This window comes from Archangium violaceum, assembly GCF_016859125.1.
GTDB classification, from domain to species: Bacteria; Myxococcota; Myxococcia; order Myxococcales; family Myxococcaceae; genus Archangium; species Archangium violaceum_A.
In genome coordinates this window covers 9,822,372-9,841,054 of the sequence record NZ_CP069338.1, presented here as the reverse complement: position 1 = coordinate 9,841,054, position 18,683 = coordinate 9,822,372, and the positions used below count along the sequence as shown (strand labels likewise).

General features: G+C 68.0%; 21 protein-coding genes. 12 read left to right on the top strand and 9 right to left on the bottom strand.

Annotated features, from left to right (window positions below; translation table 11 throughout):
- From JQX13_RS41595 to JQX13_RS41555, 9 genes are all read right to left on the bottom strand, one after another.
- Complete coding sequence (locus JQX13_RS41595; RefSeq protein WP_203404948.1) at positions 1–810, bottom strand: anti-sigma factor family protein; 810 nt, start codon at positions 808–810, stop codon at positions 1–3.
- Positions 807–1,370 carry an RNA polymerase sigma factor gene (locus JQX13_RS41590; protein ID WP_203404947.1) on the bottom strand — a complete coding sequence of 188 codons (564 nt, stop codon included), beginning with the start codon at positions 1,368–1,370 and terminating at the stop codon, positions 807–809. Before JQX13_RS41590 ends, JQX13_RS41595 begins: the two co-directional genes overlap by 4 nt.
- 21 nt (positions 1,371–1,391) lie before the next feature.
- The gene (locus tag JQX13_RS54810; protein WP_239014166.1) at positions 1,392–2,156 is read right to left on the bottom strand and encodes a c-type cytochrome; all 765 of its coding nucleotides are present in this window, start codon (positions 2,154–2,156) and stop codon (positions 1,392–1,394) included.
- A 12-nt stretch (positions 2,157–2,168) separates the two neighbouring features.
- A complete protein-coding gene (locus tag JQX13_RS41580) occupies positions 2,169–3,287 on the bottom strand; it encodes a metallophosphoesterase family protein (RefSeq protein ID WP_203404946.1) in 1,119 nt (372 codons plus the stop codon).
- A gap of 3 nt (positions 3,288–3,290) precedes the next feature.
- Positions 3,291–4,556 carry a cytochrome-c peroxidase gene (locus tag JQX13_RS41575; protein WP_203404945.1) on the bottom strand — a complete coding sequence of 422 codons (1,266 nt, stop codon included), beginning with the start codon at positions 4,554–4,556 and terminating at the stop codon, positions 3,291–3,293.
- Between the two features lie 91 nt (positions 4,557–4,647).
- Complete coding sequence (locus JQX13_RS41570) at positions 4,648–6,021, bottom strand: M50 family metallopeptidase (RefSeq protein WP_203404944.1); 1,374 nt, start codon at positions 6,019–6,021, stop codon at positions 4,648–4,650.
- A 12-nt stretch (positions 6,022–6,033) separates the two neighbouring features.
- The gene (locus JQX13_RS41565; protein ID WP_203404943.1) at positions 6,034–6,714 is read right to left on the bottom strand and encodes a hypothetical protein; all 681 of its coding nucleotides are present in this window, start codon (positions 6,712–6,714) and stop codon (positions 6,034–6,036) included.
- Positions 6,711–8,114, bottom strand: coding sequence for a hypothetical protein (locus tag JQX13_RS41560; RefSeq protein WP_203404942.1), 1,404 nt, complete (start codon positions 8,112–8,114; stop codon positions 6,711–6,713). Before JQX13_RS41560 ends, JQX13_RS41565 begins: the two co-directional genes overlap by 4 nt.
- 38 nt (positions 8,115–8,152) lie before the next feature.
- Positions 8,153–8,731: a hypothetical protein gene (locus tag JQX13_RS41555; RefSeq protein ID WP_203404941.1), complete on the bottom strand. Its 579-nt coding sequence runs from the start codon at positions 8,729–8,731 to the stop codon at positions 8,153–8,155.
- 204 nt (positions 8,732–8,935) lie between these two features.
- Here JQX13_RS41555 and JQX13_RS41550 point away from each other — a divergent pair, with 204 nt between their 5' ends.
- The 12 genes from JQX13_RS41550 to JQX13_RS41495 all read left to right on the top strand — a co-directional run bounded on the left by JQX13_RS41550 (position 8,936) and on the right by JQX13_RS41495 (position 18,677).
- On the top strand, positions 8,936–9,760 hold the full coding sequence (locus tag JQX13_RS41550) for an MlaE family ABC transporter permease (protein WP_203404940.1): 825 nt from the start codon (positions 8,936–8,938) through the stop codon (positions 9,758–9,760).
- Between the two features lie 23 nt (positions 9,761–9,783).
- Positions 9,784–10,518: an ABC transporter ATP-binding protein gene (locus JQX13_RS41545; protein ID WP_203404939.1), complete on the top strand. Its 735-nt coding sequence runs from the start codon at positions 9,784–9,786 to the stop codon at positions 10,516–10,518.
- A 19-nt stretch (positions 10,519–10,537) separates the two neighbouring features.
- On the top strand, positions 10,538–12,064 hold the full coding sequence (locus tag JQX13_RS41540) for an MlaD family protein (RefSeq protein WP_203404938.1): 1,527 nt from the start codon (positions 10,538–10,540) through the stop codon (positions 12,062–12,064).
- Between the two features lie 112 nt (positions 12,065–12,176).
- Positions 12,177–13,100 (top strand): PfkB family carbohydrate kinase, encoded by a 924-nt coding sequence (locus JQX13_RS41535; RefSeq protein ID WP_203404937.1) that lies wholly within the window; start codon positions 12,177–12,179, stop codon positions 13,098–13,100.
- A gap of 155 nt (positions 13,101–13,255) precedes the next feature.
- Positions 13,256–13,603: a TIGR02266 family protein gene (locus tag JQX13_RS41530; RefSeq protein ID WP_203404936.1), complete on the top strand. Its 348-nt coding sequence runs from the start codon at positions 13,256–13,258 to the stop codon at positions 13,601–13,603.
- A 28-nt stretch (positions 13,604–13,631) separates the two neighbouring features.
- Positions 13,632–14,363: a metallophosphoesterase family protein gene (locus JQX13_RS41525; RefSeq protein WP_203404935.1), complete on the top strand. Its 732-nt coding sequence runs from the start codon at positions 13,632–13,634 to the stop codon at positions 14,361–14,363.
- Positions 14,364–14,498: 135 nt separating this feature from the next.
- Complete coding sequence (locus tag JQX13_RS41520) at positions 14,499–15,221, top strand: hypothetical protein (RefSeq protein WP_203404934.1); 723 nt, start codon at positions 14,499–14,501, stop codon at positions 15,219–15,221.
- Positions 15,222–15,273: 52 nt separating this feature from the next.
- Positions 15,274–16,116, top strand: a complete 843-nt coding sequence (gene asd / locus JQX13_RS41515; RefSeq protein ID WP_203404933.1) for an archaetidylserine decarboxylase — start codon at positions 15,274–15,276, stop codon at positions 16,114–16,116.
- Between the two features lie 26 nt (positions 16,117–16,142).
- The gene (hisS, locus tag JQX13_RS41510; RefSeq protein WP_239015468.1) at positions 16,143–17,387 is read left to right on the top strand and encodes a histidine--tRNA ligase; all 1,245 of its coding nucleotides are present in this window, start codon (positions 16,143–16,145) and stop codon (positions 17,385–17,387) included.
- Positions 17,388–17,482: 95 nt separating this feature from the next.
- Positions 17,483–17,890 carry a S24/S26 family peptidase gene (locus JQX13_RS41505; protein ID WP_343211042.1) on the top strand — a complete coding sequence of 136 codons (408 nt, stop codon included), beginning with the start codon at positions 17,483–17,485 and terminating at the stop codon, positions 17,888–17,890.
- Positions 17,887–18,177: a PqqD family protein gene (locus JQX13_RS41500; protein WP_203404930.1), complete on the top strand. Its 291-nt coding sequence runs from the start codon at positions 17,887–17,889 to the stop codon at positions 18,175–18,177. The genes JQX13_RS41505 and JQX13_RS41500 overlap by 4 nt, the downstream gene beginning before the upstream one ends.
- Positions 18,174–18,677: a hypothetical protein gene (locus JQX13_RS41495; protein WP_203404929.1), complete on the top strand. Its 504-nt coding sequence runs from the start codon at positions 18,174–18,176 to the stop codon at positions 18,675–18,677. The genes JQX13_RS41500 and JQX13_RS41495 overlap by 4 nt, the downstream gene beginning before the upstream one ends.
- Positions 18,678–18,683: the final 6 nt, after the last annotated feature.

Sequence of the window (18,683 nt, the reverse complement as noted above, 5' to 3'; positions counted from 1 at the left end):
TCAACGGATGCCGTGGAACTCGTCCACGCGCTGGAGCCCGGAGCTCTGTCCGTGGCACACCGCGCACGAGGCACGTCCGTCCGCCGGGCGGCGGGAGACGAGAGAGTAGCTCAGCGCGCCCTCGCTCCACGAGATGACGTGGTAGCCGTGCATTTCGCGCGACTCGAAGCGGACGCTGCGGAACACCTCGGTGCGCGACTCACCCGAGGGCTTGCCGGCGTAGGGCCGCGGCGCGATGGCGAGGCTCACGGGCTCGCCCTCCCTGCGGTAGCTCACGACGGCCGCATAGGCGCCATCCAGGGGCACCATGCGTGCGCCGTCGAGCTTGAGCGTGGCGTCGTCGAGCTTCGGCAGCACCACCTGGAACGGGAGGCGCGCCGACAGGAGGGCGGAGAGCCGGGTGGGATCCCGCTCGGCGACATCCAGGGGCAGCAGACCATTCACGAGCCCCTGATGGGTGATCACGGCCGCCTCGGCGAGCGAGGAGGCCTTGGCCGTGGAGCCCGGGACGAGGAACACCAGCAGGGCCGCGGCGAGGGCGGCCAGAGCCCCACCCAGGGCGACGAGACGGCGGCGGGGGTGCCGGTCGGCTCGAAGTGCCTCCACGCTTCGACGGAGCCCTGCGGGGACGGGGGCCGGAACCCAGGCATTTCGCACCACGGTGCGAAGGGTTCTCAGGTCCTCGGCCTCGCGGGCGCAGGTGGTGCAGGACTCCAGGTGTCGCTCGAGGTCAACGCGGGGCAGGGGAGTCGCCTCACCGTCGAGGTACGCGGACAGGAAGGTCCGCACCGAATCGCAGGAGGGGCTCATTGTACGTCTCGCTGATGGTCGCCCGGGGCGACGTCTTCCGTTCTGGGTAACAAGGCCTCCTTCAACGCCAATCTCCCGCGATGGAGGCGCGACATCACCGTGCCGGCGGGCACGTCCAGCACCTGCGAGATCTCACGATAGCTCAGTCCCTGGAGATCTCGCAGCACCACCACTTCCCGAAGCTTCAGGGGCAGCTCCCGGATGGCGGCATCGAGCTGGGCGGGAGTCACCGCCTTCCACCGCACGGGCTCCGTCTCCGGCTCCGGAGGAAGGGACTCCTCGTCCAGCTCGACCTCCGGATGGCGGGATTGATCCCTTCGGCGTGTGCGGAAGAGGTTGTGGAGGATCGTCAGGAGCCAGGCGCGCAGTGAGGTGCGCTGCTCGTAACGATCCGCCGCGGCGAGCGCCCGCACGTACGTGTCATGCGTGAGATCCTGCGCGTCCGCTTCGCTGCCGCACAACCGGAGGGCGGTGTCGAAGATGGCGGGAAGGTGCTGCACTGCCTCCTCGTCGAACGAGGGGGTGCGTCCGCTCCCGTGGGCGCTCTTGCGGTTCCACATGGCCAATCCCGTGCCGAGGACTCAGTGCTTGCCGTACTCCAGCTTCACACCCTTGCGCTGGGCGTAGATATACGCCTCCATGGCCTTCATCCGGGGGTCGTCCTCGGCGAGCGGCTTGCCGCGCACGGGGTTCTCGATGCACCAGTTGATCATGTCGCGCAGCAGCGCCACGCGGCCGAGCTGCACCTGGTACTTCGGGTAGGTCTCCGGGTGGGTGTTGGAAGCATCGGGGTGGCACATGTCGCAGGACACGGCCACGGTGCTGCCGAGCTCCTTCGCGTCATGGAAGACCTTGTGCCCCTCCTGGACGATCTGCTCGGCCGATGCCTTCCAGAGCGCCTCGTCGCGAGCACTGAAGGCGCCGTAGGTGTGTCCCGCCTGGACGTTGGCGTCCTGCTTCTTCTGGACGGCGTCCGCGTTGGACGAAGCGCTCTGTCCCTGGTTGGCGACGGGAGCCTTGGTGGCCTGGGGGGGCGTGGGAGGCTGGGCGTTCGCCAGGAGCACGGGGGCCGGATCGTCCCAGTGGGCGTTCGGGTTCTTCTTGCGCCACTCCGACATGAGGTGGTTGGAGATCTCCTGCGCCTTCTTCCTGTCGATCTTCGACGGATCCTTCACGCCGTCGACCTCGAGCGTCGTCTCGCCGTCGCACAGGGCGATCACGACGTCGCCGTCCTTGGACCTGGGGACCTGGTGCTTGGGAGCCTCGTCCTTTCGAGGAGCGGCTCCGAGCGAGAGGAGACCGAGGGCGGCGAGCGCCGCGATACCGGATGTCTTGCGCGCGTTCATCGTTGTGGGCTCCTAGTAGGACGGAAGCTTGGTCGCCGCCGGGCGGTCGTTCTTCCCGTTGGACGCGAGGTAGCTGGAGCGGATGGTGACCGGGTTGCGGTCCCAGAGGTTGTAGAGCTTGTCCACGAGGCCCGCCTCGAGCACATCGAAGCGGCCATCTCCGCAGCCATCGAAGTTGCTGAAGGGATCGGCGCGGTTCATCTGCACCGTCAGGGAGGGGAGTCCCTCGGGGGCGTAGGGCCACGGCCAGGCGGTGGAGAGCATTCCGTGGAAGCTGATGTTGCCGATCCGGTTGCTCAGCATCTGGTGCGTGTGACCGTGGATCACCGTCACGTTCTCGAAGGGGCGGAGGATGGCCTGCACGTCGTCCGCGTCATCCGTCCAGAAGTTCCACGGCTTGTAGTATTTGTAGAGCGGCGAGTGGCTGAAGATGATGAGCGGGGTCTTCTTGTCCACCTTCGCCAGATCGCGCTTGAGCCATTCGCGGCCCGCGGCGCCGACCTCGAAGCGGGACTGCAGGCCGTTGTCGAGCCCCGCCACCGTCTGCATGCGCTCCATGGGCGTCATGCCGCGCTCGGTCCAGAAGTCCTTCTCGTTCACGCTCATCAGCGTGACGAAGTGCACGCCCTTGTGATCGAACGAGTACTGCGGCTCGCCGAAGAGCGAGCGCCAGTGCTCGCCCATGTCGAGGAACCAGTCGTGCTCGCCCACCATCATGCGCACGGGGGCCTTGACGCTCTTGAGGATCTCCTTGCCGAGGTCGAGCTCCTCCTTCTGTCCGAGCTGGGCCAGGTCGCCGCCGAAGAGGACGAAGTCCGGCTGGGGATCCAACCGGTTCACGTCATCGACGGCGCGCAGGATGGAGCGCACGAAGCGGTCATTTAGCTCCTTCTTGTACAGGTGCGTGTCGGAGATGTACGCGAAGGTGAAGCGGGGCTTGGACGGGGCCGCGGAGGCCACGTCGATGAGCTGGAAGCTGTGGGGGGAGATGAGGGCCTTGGACGCCGCGATGCCCGCGGAGATGCCGGCGATCTTCATGAAGGATCGTCGGTCCAGGCGCCGCAGTCCGTCGAAGAAGGCGTCGCGCTCCTCGTAATGCCGGGTCTCGATGCTCTTGATGGGCTTGCGCATGGGTCACTTCTCCGGGGAACGGACGGGCCCATAGAGGCCCAGCTCGGCGGGGTTCTTGATGTCGAGGTTCGGGTTGGGGGCCAGGTCGCCGAGGTTGCCCTTCTTGCCGAGGGCCGCGGCGGTGTCGCGCTCGGGACGGATGTTCTTGCGGGCGCGCTGGCGTGCGAGCTCCTGCTTCTCCAGCTGGGAGAAGTCGTCCGCGGTGAGGGCGAACATGAAGGCGACCAGATCGTCGATCTCCGGCTCGGTGAGGCCCAGCCGCTGCATGCCTCCGTCGAGGAACGGATTGGCGATGCCTCCCTTGTTGTAGTGATCGACCACGTCCCAGAGCGTCGTCAGCGAGCCGTCATGCATGTACGGGCCGGTGACGCCCACGTTGCGCAGGGTCGGTGTCTTGAAGCCGCCGATGTCGTTCTCGTTCTTCGTCACCAGGAAGCGGCCCAGCTCGGAGAACTTCGTCTCCAGGGCGAGCTCGTCGATCTGCTTCTCGTCCCCGGTGCGGACGATCTTCAGGGCCTCCGCGGCGAGCTTCGGGAAGTCCTGTTTGTGCGCGGCGATGCCGATGTTGTGGAACTTCTGATCGGAGAAGAGGGGAGAGACGGCGTTGCCGGCGTGGCAGGTGTTGCAGCGCGCCTTGCCGTTGAAGAGGGCCCAGCCGCGCTTCTCCGACGCGTTGAGGGCCTTGGCGTCACCAGCGAGGAACCGGTCGAAGCGGGCATTGCCGGAGAACTGCATCCGCTCGAAGGCGGCGATGGCCGAGGCGAGATCGTCGTAGTTGGGCTCGCGACCGAAGACCTTCTGGAACTCCGTCCGGTACTCCGGGATGCCCTTGACCTTCGCCACCACCGCTTCCGGGGAGGGCATTCCCATTTCGATGGGGTTGAGGATGGGCAACATGGCCTGTTCCTCGAGCGTCCCCGCGCGCCCGTCCCAGAACTGGGTGGCGGCGAACAAGGCGTTCAGGACCGTGGGGCTGTTGCGTTGGCCCACCTGGTTCTTGATGCCGACGGACGTGGCCTTTCCATCGGTGAACGCGCGCTTCGGGTCATGACACGTCGCGCAACTCACCGAGTCATCGGCGGACAGTCGCTTGTCGTTGAAGAGTTTCTCTCCCAGGGCCACCCGCTCGGGGGTGGGCCGCCGATCGGGTGGGACCGAGATGTCGTACAGTGCCGCGGACACGCCAATGGGAAACTTCGGGGGCGATGCTTCGCCCGCGAGCGCGGTCCCGCCCCAGGCGAGAACCGCCATGCAAGTGAGCGCTTTCATGGTCACCTCGATCGAAAGAACTCCGATCGCGGCGCTTATTCCGTGAAAGGCTCACAGGGGCGGGTTTCCCCGCCATCCCGCTGCCCGCGCTCTAGGCGGCGCCCTGCTTGCGGCGGGCGAGCCACTCGGCGATCTCCGGAGCGGCGCGGACCTCGGCCAGCGCGGGCTCCTGGGCGAGCGTCTCGAGGTCGTCATAACCCGCCTCCAGGGCGCACTTCAGCCACGCGGAGGCGGGCGCCACCTGACCGGCGCGCGCGTGGTTGCGGGCGGCCTGGTACGCGTCCTCCGCGCGGCCCGCGGCCTCGAAGGCGCGCGCGTGGAGCAACGCCGCTCCGCCGAAGTCGCCCCGGGCCACCGCCACGTCCGCCAGCACCGCGTCCCGCTTCGCCGGCGTCTTCCAGGCGAACTCCCGCGCGATGCGCTCGGCCTCGTCCAGACGCTGGGCCTTCACCAGCAGGCGCACCGCCAGCGCGGCCACCGCCTCCGTGCGCTCCTTCTCCAGCGCGGCGAGCGCGTGGGGCAGGGCGCGCTCCGGCAGGCCCGCGGCTTCGAACGCCACCGCCAGGCTGTAGGGCCGCGCGGCCTGGGGCGGATCCACCTTCTCCAGGTGGGACAGGGCGTAGCGGGGATTGCCATCGGCGAGCGCCACCCAGGCGAGCAGATCCCTCGCCGCGTTGCTCTCCTCGCCCGGCTTCGCGGCCGACAGGGCCAGGTGCCCCAGCCGCGCCGCCTCGCTCTCGTTGCCGGAGCGCAGGGCCTGCCAGCCGCGCGCGAGCGCATCCGGCTCGGTCTCCGTGACCTTCACGGGCTCCAGGGGCTTGATGTCCCTCGTCACCTGGAGGGCCTGCCAGCACTGGTAGCCGAACATGCCGAACATGAAGACGATGAAGAAGGCGCGGAAGTTCAGCGCCAGGGCCACCACCGCGCCGGCGGTGAGGACGCCCACCCACAGGGAGATGCGCTGCCGTTTGGGCCCGAGCACGCCGCGCACGATGTGGCCCCCATCCAGCGGGGGGACCGGCAGCAGGTTGATGATGCCCCACCCGAAGTTGACCCACAGCAGGTCGACCAGGATGATCTGCCCCATCTCGCTCTTCGGGGGGATGAAGATGTTGACGGCGAGCATCAACCCGCCGAAGAGGAAGCCGGTGAACGGCCCGGCCGCGGAGACCGCGACGTCCCGCCAGCGGCTGAGCGCCCGGTCGAAGTAGGTCAGTCCGCCTCCCATGTAGAGCCGGATGCCCGCAACGTCGCAGCCCAGGCCCATGGCCATGAGCGCGTGTCCGAGCTCATGCACGAGGATGGAGACGAAGACCACGGCCATCCAGGACAGCACGGCCTGCCAGCTCCGGCTCCCGAACAGTCCGAACATGGCCGTCATCAGCCAGAAGCTCGGCTCGACGAGGATCGGGATTCGTCCGAGGTTGAACTGCCAGGAAAAGGGGGAAGAGGAGTCGATGCTCATGAGTCTCGTGAATCAGTTCTTCTGCTTTTTGCTCACCAGGAAGGCGTTCGAGGTGGCTCTGTTGCCCTGTTCGTCCTCGATCACGAGGACGAAGTCCTCGCCGTACTCGTTGATGGTGAGCTCCTGGAGGAGCACGCCCCCGGAGAAGGTGCCGCTGGAGACGGAGTCGATGATCTCGCCACCCCTGTAGATGATGATCGTGGCCGGACCCGCGAAGGAATCGGCCTTCGAGCTCTCGGCATGGATGGTAACGATGAAGGGCTGGCCCTGGATCTGATCCCCAACGGATTCGATCCAATAGCTGATCCACGGCGGTGTTCCACCCTCCTTGATCTCATAGGCGTCGGAGAGGGTGGCTTCGCGCCCGTCCCCCAGGGTCACCCGGATGGAGTAACGGCCGACAGTCAGCCCCGGGGTCACCGTGCCCTGGAACCGTCCGTGACCCAGGTAGGCATCCAGCTTCACCGACAGCCAGCCAATCTCCAGCATCGGCTGCTCGAGCATCTGGACGGACTTGTCGCTGTAGTTCACGAGGAAGCGCGGATCCGTGTCGAGCTGCACGGTGACACGTTGCGACTCGGTGAAGAACTGCTCCGCGGGTGTGATGGAGAGGATGTGAGGCTCGGCCAGGGCCGGTGGCTCGGATGTACACGCGCACAGCAGAACCAGGAGAAGGGGCAGGAACTTCCTCATAAGGAGTACCTCACCCCCAGCGAGGCGGACAGGCCGCCGAGCTGGGCGTCGATCTCACTTGCCTGAGCCGCGGCGTAGCTGCCCCGCAGCTCGAACAGGGCGCTCGCCGCGCCGAAACTCCAGGCGGCCTGGGCCGCCACGAAGCCCATGAACGACTGTCCGCGCTGGATGCGCGGTTCCGCGAAGAACGAGCTCGTCACTCGTTGCTCGAAGAACATTACCCCAGCTCCCGCGCGGCCGTGGACGGACAGGGGCCCGCGCTCGAAGATCAGTCCCCTTGCGGACAACAGCAGGGGGAGGGCGACCACCCGCGAGTCCAGGGGTCCCAGCTGCTCCACGAGGGGATGGCTCACCAACTGGCGCACTCCCGCCTCCGCCTCCAACCAGAAGAGGCGGTTCGCGAGCGGGGGCAGGCGGTAGGCCAGGCCCACCGAGGCCAGGGGCCCGCGGTTGTCGCCGCCGGCGAGGAAGCCTCCGGCCAGCAGGTGGAAGGACAGGTGGCTCCAGCTCACGTACTTCGCCCAGTCTACGGAGGGCTCGGGCTTCACCTCGGGAGGGGGCGCCACCTCGGGAGGCGGCTCGGGCGGAGGGACGTAGGCCACGATGGGAGCGGACACCGGGGCGGTGACGCGCGCGGCGCCGGCACCGTCCTTGCGGTGCACGTCCACCACGACGACGTTCGAGCCGGAGTCCGGCTTCACGCGGAACATGCCCGGGGCCTGCTCCCGTGCGCTCCCTCCGCGCACATCCAGCTTCAACTCCGAGTCGGGCACGGGCTGCTCGCCCAGCACCATCAACCACCCGCTGCCCTCCACCGGGAGCACGTCGGGGCTGATGAACGCGAGCAGGGGCCGCTCGGGAGGCACGTCGAGCCGGGTGGTCCGGTGGGTCTGCTGGCCCTTGGCGGTGGCGAGCACGCTGGCCTCGCGCACGCCGGGAGGCACTTCCACCTGGACCTGGGCGCGGCCCTTGCGGTTGGTGCGCACGGGGCCGAAGCGCATGTCGGCCACCTGGACCACCACCTCGGCGCCCGCGCCCACGTTCGTGTCCACATCCAGCGTCGTGCGGCCCAGCAGGGGGATGTGCAGGGTGGTGACCTCCGGCGGGCTCCCGGGGGGCTCGACCCAGAAGGCGAGCACCGCCAGGAGCGGATAGCGGATGTCCGGGGGCACCCAGCGGTACGAGTACACGCCCCGCGCGGTGGCGGGCAGCGGCACCAGGCTGCCCGTGGAGGCCGCGGCTCGAAGGGCGGGCGTGCCGCGCGGCACCTTCACCTGCACCAGCACCGCCTTGTCCTGGCCGAGCACCACCTGGGCGGGGGTGGCCGTCACCGGGAAGGGAGCCGCCACCGCCAGGGGCGACAGGAGGAGCAGCAGGGGGAGGAGAAGCGGCGCGCGCATACGGGGAGGCCTACCGTCCAGCCTCCCCGGCGCCTCTGTCAACCCTCAGCGGGGCTGGTTGGCGAGGAAGCGGGCTCTTGCGTCTCCTGGGCCTGTGGCTTGTCCGCTGGGCCCGTAGCTTTCGCGCTGGGTGGATTGAAGGTGGGCTTCTCCGCGGGGGCGGCGCCGGCGGCGTGGACGAGCGTCTTCGTCTCCGACTTGAAGGTGATGTCCACCTTGTTGCCGCGGACCGCCGTCACCAGGCCCAGCCCGAAGGAGGGGTGCTGGATGACCTGATCCACCTTGTAGGAGTCCTTGGGGCTGTACCTCGGGGCGTTGGCGATGTCCTTGCCGGCCAGCTGCTCCTCGAAGGAGATGACAACCTTGTCCTCGCTCGACCTGCTCGCCCTGGGAGCACGCGTACCGCTGGTGCCGCCGCCGCTGCTGGCGCGCGAGGAGGGGCTCGGCTTGTCCGTGGTGCCAGGGGCCGAGCGGAAGGCGTGGTCTCCGCCGCAGGTGTTACAACGAACCCGGGCGATCTTCGTGCCGACCATCGCCAGGATGGTGTGGGCGAGCGTGAGACGGCACCGGGTACAGAACGCGTCGACCTCGCCGCCGACCTTGTGTTGGGTCGCCATGACTGTGTGCTTCTCGCTTCTTTAATGAAGGGGGATGAAAAAGGGCGGCGGAACATAACGGCAAGCGGTCACGGGAGAAACCCCCTTGTGGAGCCTCGTGTCACACAGCCTGGATGGCCGGGGTGCCGGGAGGCGGAGGGGGGCTCTGGTGGCCAGCGCGATTGCTTGTGCCGGGAATGGGGCCACGTAGAGTAGGGCCCACCCGTGGCATCCGACAACGCACAGAAGGCGGAGCAGCAGCCTCAGCCTCCCTCCCTCCTCGTCCGCTCCGTGGAGGACGTGGGGCGGAGCGCCATCGCGAACGTGGAGGAGTTGGGCAACCTCGTCACCCTCGGGGTGGACGTGGCCCGCTGGAGCGTGCGCCGGCCCTTCCGCTGGCAGAACCTCTTCTTCCAGCTGGACTTCGTGGGCGTGGGCAGCGTCTTCATCGTCCTGCTCACCGGGCTCTTCACCGGCATGGTGTTCGCCCACCAGTCCTCGCGCGCCTTCGAGATGTTCGACGCGGAGAGCCTGGTGGGCCCCACGGTGGCGCTCGTCCTCACGCGCGAGCTGGCCCCCGTGTTCTCCGCGCTGATGGTCACCATGCGCGCCGGCTCCGCCATGTGCACCGAGCTGGGCACCATGCGCGTCACCGAGCAGGTGGACGCCCTGGAGACCATGGCCGTCAACCCCGTCCAGTTCCTCCTGGTGCCCCGGATCCTGGCCGGCCTGTTCATGGTGCCCGTCCTCACGCTGCTCTTCGACACCTCGGGCATCCTCGGCGCCTACGCCGTCTCCGTGGGCACCAAGGGCGTGTCGGCCGGTACCTTCATCACCCGCACCCAGCAGTGGTTGGACCCGGTGGACGTCTACGAGGGGCTCATCAAGGGCGCCGTCTTCGGCCTGTCGGTGACGCTCGTCTGCTGCTTCAAGGGCTTCAACGCCTCGGGTGGCGCCAAGGGCGTGGGCAAGGCCACCACCGAGGCCATGGTGTCCAGCGCCCTCTCCATCTTCATCCTCGACTTCATCGTCGGGGTCCTCCTGCACTGACCGTGGACACGAACCCCCCGCCGATGATCGAGATCGTCGGCCTGCACAAGTCCTTCGGGGAGACCAAGGTCCTCACGGGCATCGACCTCGCCGTGCCCGCGGGCAGCACCTGTGTCATCCTCGGGGGCTCGGGTTCGGGCAAGACGGTGCTGATGAAGCACATGATCGGCCTGCTCAAGCCGGACCAGGGTCGGGTCATCGTCGACGGCGAGGACCTCGTCCCCATGGGCGCCGAGGAGCTGGAGCGGGTGCGGCGCAAGTTCGGGATGGTGTTCCAGGCCGCGGCCCTCTTCGACTCGATGGACGTCTATGAGAACGTGGCCTTCCCCCTGCGCGAGCACAGTAGGATGCCCGAGGAGGAGGTCCGCGCGCTGGTGCGCTCGAAGCTGGATCTGATGGGTCTGCCGAAGAGCGTGGAGAGCAAGTTCCCGGCGGACCTGTCCGGCGGCATGCGCAAGCGCGTGGGCCTGGCACGCGCCATCGTGATGAATCCGAAGATCGTCCTCTATGACGAGCCCACCACGGGGCTGGATCCCATCACCACCGACTACGTGGACGAGATGATCCTCGCGGCGCAGCGGGAGTTGGGCATCACCAGTGTCGTCATCAGTCACGACATCGCCTCGGCCTTCAACATCGCGGACCAGATCGCCTTCCTCAGCAAGGGCGTCATCCTGGAGCAGGGACCGCCGGAGCAGGTGCGCGCCTCGCAGCACCCGACGGTGAAGGTCTTCCTCGAGACCTGGTTCGGAAAGTAATGATTAGGAGCTACACCCGGTGAAGAAGCTCATCACACCGTTCCGAGTCGGCCTGCTGGTGATCATCGCCGGCGGGTTCCTCTTCGGCTTCATCCTCTTCACCCGCAAGGGGGGGTTGGGCGAGGACGAGGCCCACCAGGCCCACGCCTACTTCCGGGACGCCTCGGGGCTGGGGCCCAAGAGCCGCATCCAGATCGCCGGCATCCCCGTGGGCGAGGTCGTGGACGTCAAGCTGGAGGGCACCCGGGCGAAGGTGACCGTGCGCATCCGCCGCGACGTGCCCCTGCACCAGGACGCCGCCCTGATCAAGCGCTCGGAGTCCCTGTTGGGTGACTACCTGTTGGAGCTCAACCCGGGCACCGAGATGACCCCGCCCATGGCGCACGACGGGGAGATCCGCAAGGTCATCGACGTGCAGGGCATGGAGGCCGTCTTCGCCTCGCTCAGTCAGATCACCTCGGACATCCAGCAGGTGACGGGGGCGCTGCGCGACGTGCTCGGCGGGGACAAGGGCGCCGGCTCGCTCGAGCGCATCGTCGACAACCTGGTGCGACTCTCCGACGCGGTGGACCTGACGGTGCGCGCCAGCTCCGAGCGGCTGGACGCCATCCTGCGCAACTTCGAGGGCGTGAGCGCCGACGTGCGCGGCATGACGGCCTCCAACGAGGAGAGCGTCCACCACATCGTGCAGAACATCGAGCACATCACCCGCGATACCCGCGAGGTGCTGTCCACGGTGCAGAAGATCGTCGGCAGCGGTGGGGAAGGGGACCTGAAGGAGAGCGTGGCCAGCCTGAAGCAGACGATGAACCGGCTGGACAGGACGCTGGCCAACATCGAGGAGGTCACCACCCGGGTGAAGAACGGCGAGGGCGCCGTGGGCGCGCTGGTGGCCGACAAGCGCCTGGGCCAGAAGCTCTCCGAGTCCGTGGAGGACCTGTCGGACATGGCCTCCAGGCTCACCGGCATGCAGACGGAGGTGGGCCTGCAGGCCACCTACCTGATGGGGCAGGGGTCCTCGAAGAACAGCCTGTCGCTGCGGCTGGCCCCCAGGCCGGACAAGTACTACCTGCTGGAGCTGGTGGATGATCCGCGCGGCACCATCGAGACGCAGACGATCCAGTCCAACCCGCCCAGCTCGGGCGAGCCCGTCATCCAGCAGCAGAAGATCACCCGCGAGGGCATCAAGTTCAGCGCGCAGTTCGCCAAGCGCTACTACTTCACCACGCTGCGCTTCGGTATCATCGAGTCCACCGGCGGCGTGGGCGCGGACTTCCACTTCTTCAAGGATCACCTGATGTTGAGGATGGATGCCTTCAACTTCTCCGTGGACGAGCTGCGCTATCCACGCATCCGCACCTCGCTCAGGGCCCAGGCATTCGACCGGCTCTTCATCACCGCTGGCGTGGACGACATCCTCAACAACCCCCAGCACGATCTGAACACGCGCCGCATGCTCGCCGGCCGGGACTTCTTCTTCGGTGGCGGCATCTACTTCACGGATGACGATCTGAAGTCCATCCTGCCTGTCCTGCCCTCGCCCTGAGTGGGGTTCCGGCTTGACCTGACTGGCTGAAAAGTCGTACCTCGCACAGGCACGGGCGGTCTTCTGGGAGAGCCCCGTGCCAGTCTTGACGGCCTCTCCCCCTGGAACGCCCATGTCTCTTCTCGTCGTTGGCTCGGTCGCGCTGGACTCGGTGGAAACCCCCTTCGGGCTGAAGGAGGACGTCCTCGGCGGCTCCGCCACCTACTTCTCCACCTCGGCGTCCTTCTTCGCTCCCACGCAGGTGGTGGCGGTGGTGGGCGAGGACTTCCCCCAGGCCCACCTGGAGTTCCTCGAGGCCCGAGGCGTGGACCTCGAGGGCGTCACCCGGGAGAAGGGCCGCACCTTCCGCTGGAAGGGCCGCTACGGCTGGCAGCTCAACGAGGCCGAGACGCTCGACACCCAGCTCAACGTCTTCCAGTCCTTCTCGCCCCGCCTGCCCGAGAAGTACCGCGACGCCCAGTTCGTCTTCCTGGGCAACATCCACCCCGAGCTCCAGTCCCAGGTGGTGGACCAGGTGAAGGCGCCCAAGCTGGTGGCCGCTGACACCATGAACTTCTGGATCAACGGCAGCCGCCCGGCGCTCCTCAAGACGCTCAAGCGCGTCAACCTGCTCTTCGTCAACGACGCCGAGGCGCGCCAGCTCTCCGGCGAGCACAACATCGTCCGCGCCGCCCGCGCCATCCTCGCCATGGGGCCCCAGCGCGTGGTGGTCAAGCGCGGTGAGTACGGCGCGCTCCTCTTCGAGCAGGAGCACATCTTCGCCTGTCCGGCCATGCCCCTGGCCGACGTGTTCGACCCGACTGGCGCCGGAGACACCTTCGCCGGTGGCTTCATGGGCACGCTGGCCATCGCCAGCCACGTGGACACCGAGGTGCTCCGCCGCGCCATGGTGATGGGCAGCGTCATGGCCTCCTTCACCGTGGAGAAGTTCAGCCTCGAGCGCCTGCGCGAGGTGAGCCGCGCGGAGATCCGCGCCCGCTTCTCCGACTTCAAGCGCCTCACGCACTTCGAGGACCTGGGCCCCCTGGAGGGCTGAGCCGGCTCCGGGAGGGGGGGAAGAACCCCCTCCTTGACGGAATTTTACGCTGTCACTAATCTGCGCGTTCGCGAATCTCGATTCCTGGGAAAAAAGCGGCGGGTGGATGGGGGAGAGGGCGGGGCGGGACGGCCGCGCAGCGGAGGACAAGCGGGTTGCGGACGGAGAACCGAAAGTACGTACGTTTCCCCTCGCGCTTGCGCTGTTGGTGCGAGTCGGAAAACATCACCCTCTACGCGCGTATCGCGAACTTGAGCGAGGGGGGGCTGTTCCTGCAGACGAATACTCCGCTGGATACGGGGCGCCGGACGCTGTTGCGGCTGAGCGGCGGGCCGGCCCGCGAGGTGGAGGCCGAGGCCACGGTGGTGTGGAGCCGGCCGCAGCGGCAGGATAAAGGCCCACCGGGGATGGGGTTGAAGTTCGAAGTGCTGGATTCTGGCGCGCTGGCACTGCTGAGGCGCATCATCTCCGAAGAGCAGCGAGGACCCACGTTCGGCAACTGAGCTCGGACCTGGGACCGGCGAGGCCCACATGCGAATCGCGATCATCTCCGACATCCACTCCAACATCGAGGCACTGACGGAGGTGCTGCGCGTCGCGGAAGAGCAGAAGGTGGATCGGCTCGTCTCGCTGGGAGACGTGGTGGGCTACGGGGCCTCGCCCAATGCCTGCTGCGATCTGGTGCGCTCGGTGACGGAGGTCACGCTGCTGGGCAACCACGACGCGGCGGTGGCCGGGCGGATGGACTACTCGTACTACTACGACGCCGCCCGCCACGCGCTGGACTGGTCCGCCAGCGTGCTGTCCGACGAGAACATGGAGTGGCTCAGGAGCCTGCCGTACACGTACCGGATCGGCGATGTGGGCTTCAGCCATGGCTCGCCGGTGGAGCCCAAGGCGTACGAGTACATCTTCGCGCTGGAGCAGGCGCGGGAGCTCGCGCCATATGTGGAGCACCTGCCCGAGGTGACGTTCATCGGGCACAGCCACCTGTGCAAGGCGTTCGCCATTGGCAATGGCGAGGTGCATGACGTGGTGGCCCAGAAGTTCGGCATCCGCCGGGGCTACAAGTACATCATCTCGGTGGGCAGCGTGGGCCAGCCGCGGGACTACGACAACCGGGCGTGCTTCGTGATTTGCGACACCGGGGCGCGCACGGTGGAGTACCTCCGGGTGGAGTACGACATCGAGTCGGCGGCGCAGAAGATCTTCGATGCGTCGCTGGCGCTGAACTTCGGCAAGCGCCTGTTCCTCGGAGTGTAGCCCTCGCACCGGTTCCTCGACCAGGGCCCGTCAGGCGCCCGGGCTCACTGCCGGCATGGGCGTGAGTCGGCCAGGAAGCAGGGAGGCACGAAAAAGGGGCGCGGCGGCCTGGAAATGGCGTAGAAAACCGGCCCCGTGCGTACCTACAGCTCCTTTCGCGGCCGGACGCTCGCCGGCCTCCTGACGGCTCTCTTGTTGTCCGCGGCTCCCTTGGCTTGCCGCAAGCCCGCCCAGCCCTCCGAGGCGTACGCCCAGGCGCATACGCGCTTCGGCAAGCTGTACGCGGCGAAGGGGGATGACGCCTTCGTGGATCCGGAACTGGCCGAGGTGGAGTCCCTGCTCGCCCAGGTCCCGGCGGATAGTCTGGACGCGGCGGCGGCCAACGAACTGCGCGCACGCATCAATGCGGGCAAGCAGCTGGCCGCGGCCCGGGACCAGGCCAAGGCCGACGTCCTGGAGCAGATTCGCGAGCCGGGGACGATGCCCGCGGATTCCACCGCCGCCGCCAGGGCCGCGGAGCCCCCCTCGAACGTCGAGACCCCTGAAGCGGCCGTCGACGCTGGCACCGACGCCGGAACGGCGGGCGCTCCTGGGATCGGCACTCCGGTGTCCGAGCTGGCGAGCGCCTTCTCCGGCTGCTTCCAGAAGGGCGAGCAGTTGGAGGTCAAGGGTCGTGGACCCCGCGATCGCTGGGAATTGGCGGACCGCCTGGCGTGTCGCCAGCAGTATGGCCAGCTGCAGGATCAATTGTTGATCGTCGAAGACGGCAAGGTGCTCGGTATGGTGCCCCGGAGCGCGATCCAGGAGATCCCCAGCGACGGCGGTACGACCGGCTCCACCCCGGACGGCGGTCGCTGAAGCGGCCTCGCGCATCCAACTCCCAGAATCCTTCACGCGGAAACCACGGGTCATGAACGAACAGACCTTCATGAAGCTGATGCAGATCCTCCCCAAGTCCGCCCTGTCCACGGCGGTGGGGATGGCCACGCGCCTGCCCGCTCCGGCGCCGTTGCACCGGGCCGCCATCAAGGCCTTCGCCAAGGCGTACAACGTGGACCTGGCCGAGGCGGAGCACGCCCTGGAGCACTACCCCACGTTCGCGGAGTTCTTCACCCGCGGGCTGAAGGTCGGCTCGCGTCCCGTGGATCCGGGCGAGAAGGTGGTGGTGTCTCCGGTGGACGGCGCCGTGTCCCAGGTGGGCTACGCCGAGCACGGGCGGGTGATGCAGGCCAAGGGCATCCACTACACCGTGGGCGAGCTGCTCGGGGACGAGACGGCCGCGAAGCCCTTCCACGGCGGCGCCTGGACCACCATCTACCTGTCCCCGCGCGACTACCACCGCATCCACTCGCCGCTGGGCGGGAAGATCACCGGGTACTCGTACATCCCCGGTGAGTTCTGGCCCGTCAACCCGGCCTCGGTGAAGAACAAGCAGGCGCTCTTCTGCGTCAACGAGCGGCTCGTCACGTACCTGGACACCGTGGCCGGCAAGTGCGCCGTGGTGAAGGTGGGCGCCACGTGCGTGTCGCGCATCCGCGCCGCGTACGAGGACGTCATCACCCACGAGGGCAAGCCGGGCAAGGTGCACCGCTTCGACACCCCCATCCCCGTGGAGAAGGGTGGGGAGCTGGGCCGCTTCGAGATGGGCTCCACCGTCATCCTCGTCTTCGAGCCGGGGCGCGTGAAGTGGGACGACAGCTTCCAGCCCGAGGCGGTGGTTCGCATGGGCCGGCGTATTGGAGAAATTCCGTGAGTCAGAAGATCACCGGCGTCAAGGGCATGAACGACATCCTCCCCGGCGACGTGGAGGTCTGGCAGCACGTCGAGCGCACCGCCCGGGAGCTGTTCTCGCTCTTCGGCTACGGTGAGGTGCGCACGCCCATGGTGGAGGACACCGCGCTCTTCGTGCGCAGCGTGGGCGAGACGACCGACATCGTCGGCAAGGAGATGTACACCTTCGAGGACAAGGGCGGCCGCAGCCTGTCCCTGCGTCCCGAGGGCACCGCTCCGGCGGCGCGCGCGTACATCGAGCACTCGGTGGTGAACCAGGAGCCGCTCACTCGCTGGTTCTACATGGGCCCCATGTTCCGCTACGAGCGGATGAAGACGGGCCGCTACCGTCAATTCCACCAGATCGGCGCCGAGGGCTACGGCTCCAAGGAGCCCGCTCAGGACGTGGAGCTGATGGACATGGTCGTGCAGCTCCTGCTCAAGCTGGGGCTGACGGACGTGTCGCTCAACATCAACTCGCTGGGCGACGACGCGTGCCGGCCCGCCTACCAGACGCGGTTGGTGGAGCACCTGCGTGCGCACTCGAGCGAGCTGTGCTCGGACTGCCAGGTGCGCCTGGAGAAGAACCCGCTGCGGGTGCTCGACTGCAAGAACGAGCGCTGCCAGCAGATCGCCAGCGCCGCGCCCAACATCCTCGAGTCGCTGTGCGATCCGTGCCGCGCGCACTTCGCCGAGGTGCAGCGCAAGCTGGACGCGCTGGAGATCAAATACGTCGTCAACCCCCGCATCATGCGCGGGCTGGACTACTACACGCGCACCACGTTCGAGTTCATCGCCGCGCACCCCGTGCTGGGCACCGCCAGCACCGTGGGCGGTGGAGGCCGCTACGACAAGCTGGTGAAGAGCCTGGGCGGGCCGGACGTGCCCGCAGTGGGCTTCGGACTGGGGTTGGATCGGCTCTGTCTGCTGCTCAAGGAGAGCGGTCAGCAGTTCGGGCGGCGGACGGATCTCTTCATCGCGGTGGCGGACGAGGGCTCGGCGGACGCGGGCTTCACGCTGACCAGCCGGCTGCGCCGCGAGGGCTTCCGCGTGGAGTTCGACACGCGCGGCGGCAGCCTCAAGAGCCAGATGAAGCGCGCGGACAAGGTGGGCGCCGTCTTCACACTGGTGCTCGGCGAGGCCGAGCGTCAGAGCGGCCAGGCCCAGCTCAAGCGCATGGCGGGGGGCGATCCCACGCCCGTGCGGCTCGACGAGCTGGCCCAGACGCTGCGCACCATTCTCAAATCCCAATAACTGGGAAAACCTGCAAAACCCTTGAGAATCCAAGGGTTTGGAGCGGTCGCCGGCTTGGTGTGACGCGAAGGTGACGTTACAATTCCGTTCCAGTCATGCCTCCAGACTGGACGCACGAACGTCGAGACGAGGGCCTGTGCTGGATTCCCATCCGGGGAGACAGCATGTGGCCCTCGTTGCGTTCGGGGGACCTGGCGGGCGTGGAGCCGCTGGTGGAGGCGCCGCGTCCCGGTGAGGTGGTGCTCGCGCGCTTCGCGCATGCGCTGGTGGTGCACCGCGTGCGCCGGAGTGACGCGGACACGTGCGTGCTGCTCGGGGACAACGCCTGGGCGGAGGATCCGCCGCTACCGCGTGCGCGGGTGCTGGGGCGGGTGTGCCTGGTACGCCGGGGCGGCGAGGTGCTCGCGCCAGGCCGATGGGACCAGGGGCCACGGCGCTGGGGCCGTTGGCGCGTGGCGGTGAAGCGCGGGCTGGCGGCGCTGCTCGGACGGAGGCGCGCATGAGCTTCCGGGCCGACAGAATCCCCCGCCGACGCGAGGGCGCGGACGGGCAACGCTTCGGCTCGGACTTCGTGGTGTTGGATCCGGAAGGACGGATGCTGCGGGGCCTCAACGACACCGCGGCGCGTATCTGGGAGCTGAGTGACGGGACGCGCACCGCGCGGGAAATCGCCGGCGTGGTGGCGCACGAGTACGGCATGGACGTGGAGCGGGTGCTCGAGGACTGCCTGCGGTTCCTCGAGCGGCTCGCGGGTCATGGGCTGTTGGACGCAGGGGAGGTGCTTCGATGAAAGCGCTCGAGATGGCGTCGGTGGTCCTGTGGCTGGCGGCCTGTGATGAGGGGGCTCCTCCCAGCTTTCCTGGAGAAGAGGCGCCGCCGTCGGACGCCGGACCCGTGATCCCCGTCGAGGTGTCATGGAACGGCATCTCCCCGTCCGTGAGGTCCACGCCTCCGCTGCCGCCGCGAGTGGGCAGGGCGGAGGTGCTCTACGTGCCCGAGGGCACGCGGGGCCTGTCGGACGTGACGGCGGTGGAGGTGCGGCTGCGCGTGAGCGGCCTCGTGGGCTCGGTGTCGGTGGACGCGGAGTTCCTGGCCCCCGGCCCCGCGGCCTACGAGAAGCACACCCGCATGGTGGAGGCCGTCGTCCCCACGGAGGCTCGCGAGCTCGTCTTCAGTCTGCCGGTGGCGGGGACGAACATTCCCCTCCATGGACTGAGCGGGAGGTGGGAGGCGCGCTTCTTCGTCGATGGCTCGCCCCTGACCGCCGTCTCCTTCACCCTGGAGCGCTGAGGAGGC

Excerpts from the sequence above, each read along its gene's own strand:
- JQX13_RS41595 (WP_203404948.1), bottom strand. The coding sequence starts at position 810 with ATGAGCCCCTCCTGCGATTCGGTGCGGACCTTCCTGTCCGCGTACCTC.
- JQX13_RS41590 (WP_203404947.1), bottom strand. The coding sequence starts at position 1,370 with ATGTGGAACCGCAAGAGCGCCCACGGGAGCGGACGCACCCCCTCGTTC.
- JQX13_RS54810 (WP_239014166.1), bottom strand. The coding sequence starts at position 2,156 with ATGAACGCGCGCAAGACATCCGGTATCGCGGCGCTCGCCGCCCTCGGT.
- JQX13_RS41580 (WP_203404946.1), bottom strand. The coding sequence starts at position 3,287 with ATGCGCAAGCCCATCAAGAGCATCGAGACCCGGCATTACGAGGAGCGC.
- JQX13_RS41575 (WP_203404945.1), bottom strand. The coding sequence starts at position 4,556 with ATGAAAGCGCTCACTTGCATGGCGGTTCTCGCCTGGGGCGGGACCGCG.
- JQX13_RS41570 (WP_203404944.1), bottom strand. The coding sequence starts at position 6,021 with ATGAGCATCGACTCCTCTTCCCCCTTTTCCTGGCAGTTCAACCTCGGA.
- JQX13_RS41565 (WP_203404943.1), bottom strand. The coding sequence starts at position 6,714 with ATGAGGAAGTTCCTGCCCCTTCTCCTGGTTCTGCTGTGCGCGTGTACA.
- JQX13_RS41560 (WP_203404942.1), bottom strand. The coding sequence starts at position 8,114 with ATGCGCGCGCCGCTTCTCCTCCCCCTGCTGCTCCTCCTGTCGCCCCTG.
- JQX13_RS41555 (WP_203404941.1), bottom strand. The coding sequence starts at position 8,731 with ATGGCGACCCAACACAAGGTCGGCGGCGAGGTCGACGCGTTCTGTACC.
- JQX13_RS41545 (WP_203404939.1), top strand. The coding sequence starts at position 9,784 with ATGATCGAGATCGTCGGCCTGCACAAGTCCTTCGGGGAGACCAAGGTC.
- JQX13_RS41535 (WP_203404937.1), top strand. The coding sequence starts at position 12,177 with ATGTCTCTTCTCGTCGTTGGCTCGGTCGCGCTGGACTCGGTGGAAACC.
- JQX13_RS41525 (WP_203404935.1), top strand. The coding sequence starts at position 13,632 with ATGCGAATCGCGATCATCTCCGACATCCACTCCAACATCGAGGCACTG.
- asd (WP_203404933.1), top strand. The coding sequence starts at position 15,274 with ATGAACGAACAGACCTTCATGAAGCTGATGCAGATCCTCCCCAAGTCC.
- hisS (WP_239015468.1), top strand. The coding sequence starts at position 16,143 with ATGAACGACATCCTCCCCGGCGACGTGGAGGTCTGGCAGCACGTCGAG.
- JQX13_RS41505 (WP_343211042.1), top strand. The coding sequence starts at position 17,483 with ATGCCTCCAGACTGGACGCACGAACGTCGAGACGAGGGCCTGTGCTGG.
- JQX13_RS41500 (WP_203404930.1), top strand. The coding sequence starts at position 17,887 with ATGAGCTTCCGGGCCGACAGAATCCCCCGCCGACGCGAGGGCGCGGAC.
- JQX13_RS41495 (WP_203404929.1), top strand. The coding sequence starts at position 18,174 with ATGAAAGCGCTCGAGATGGCGTCGGTGGTCCTGTGGCTGGCGGCCTGT.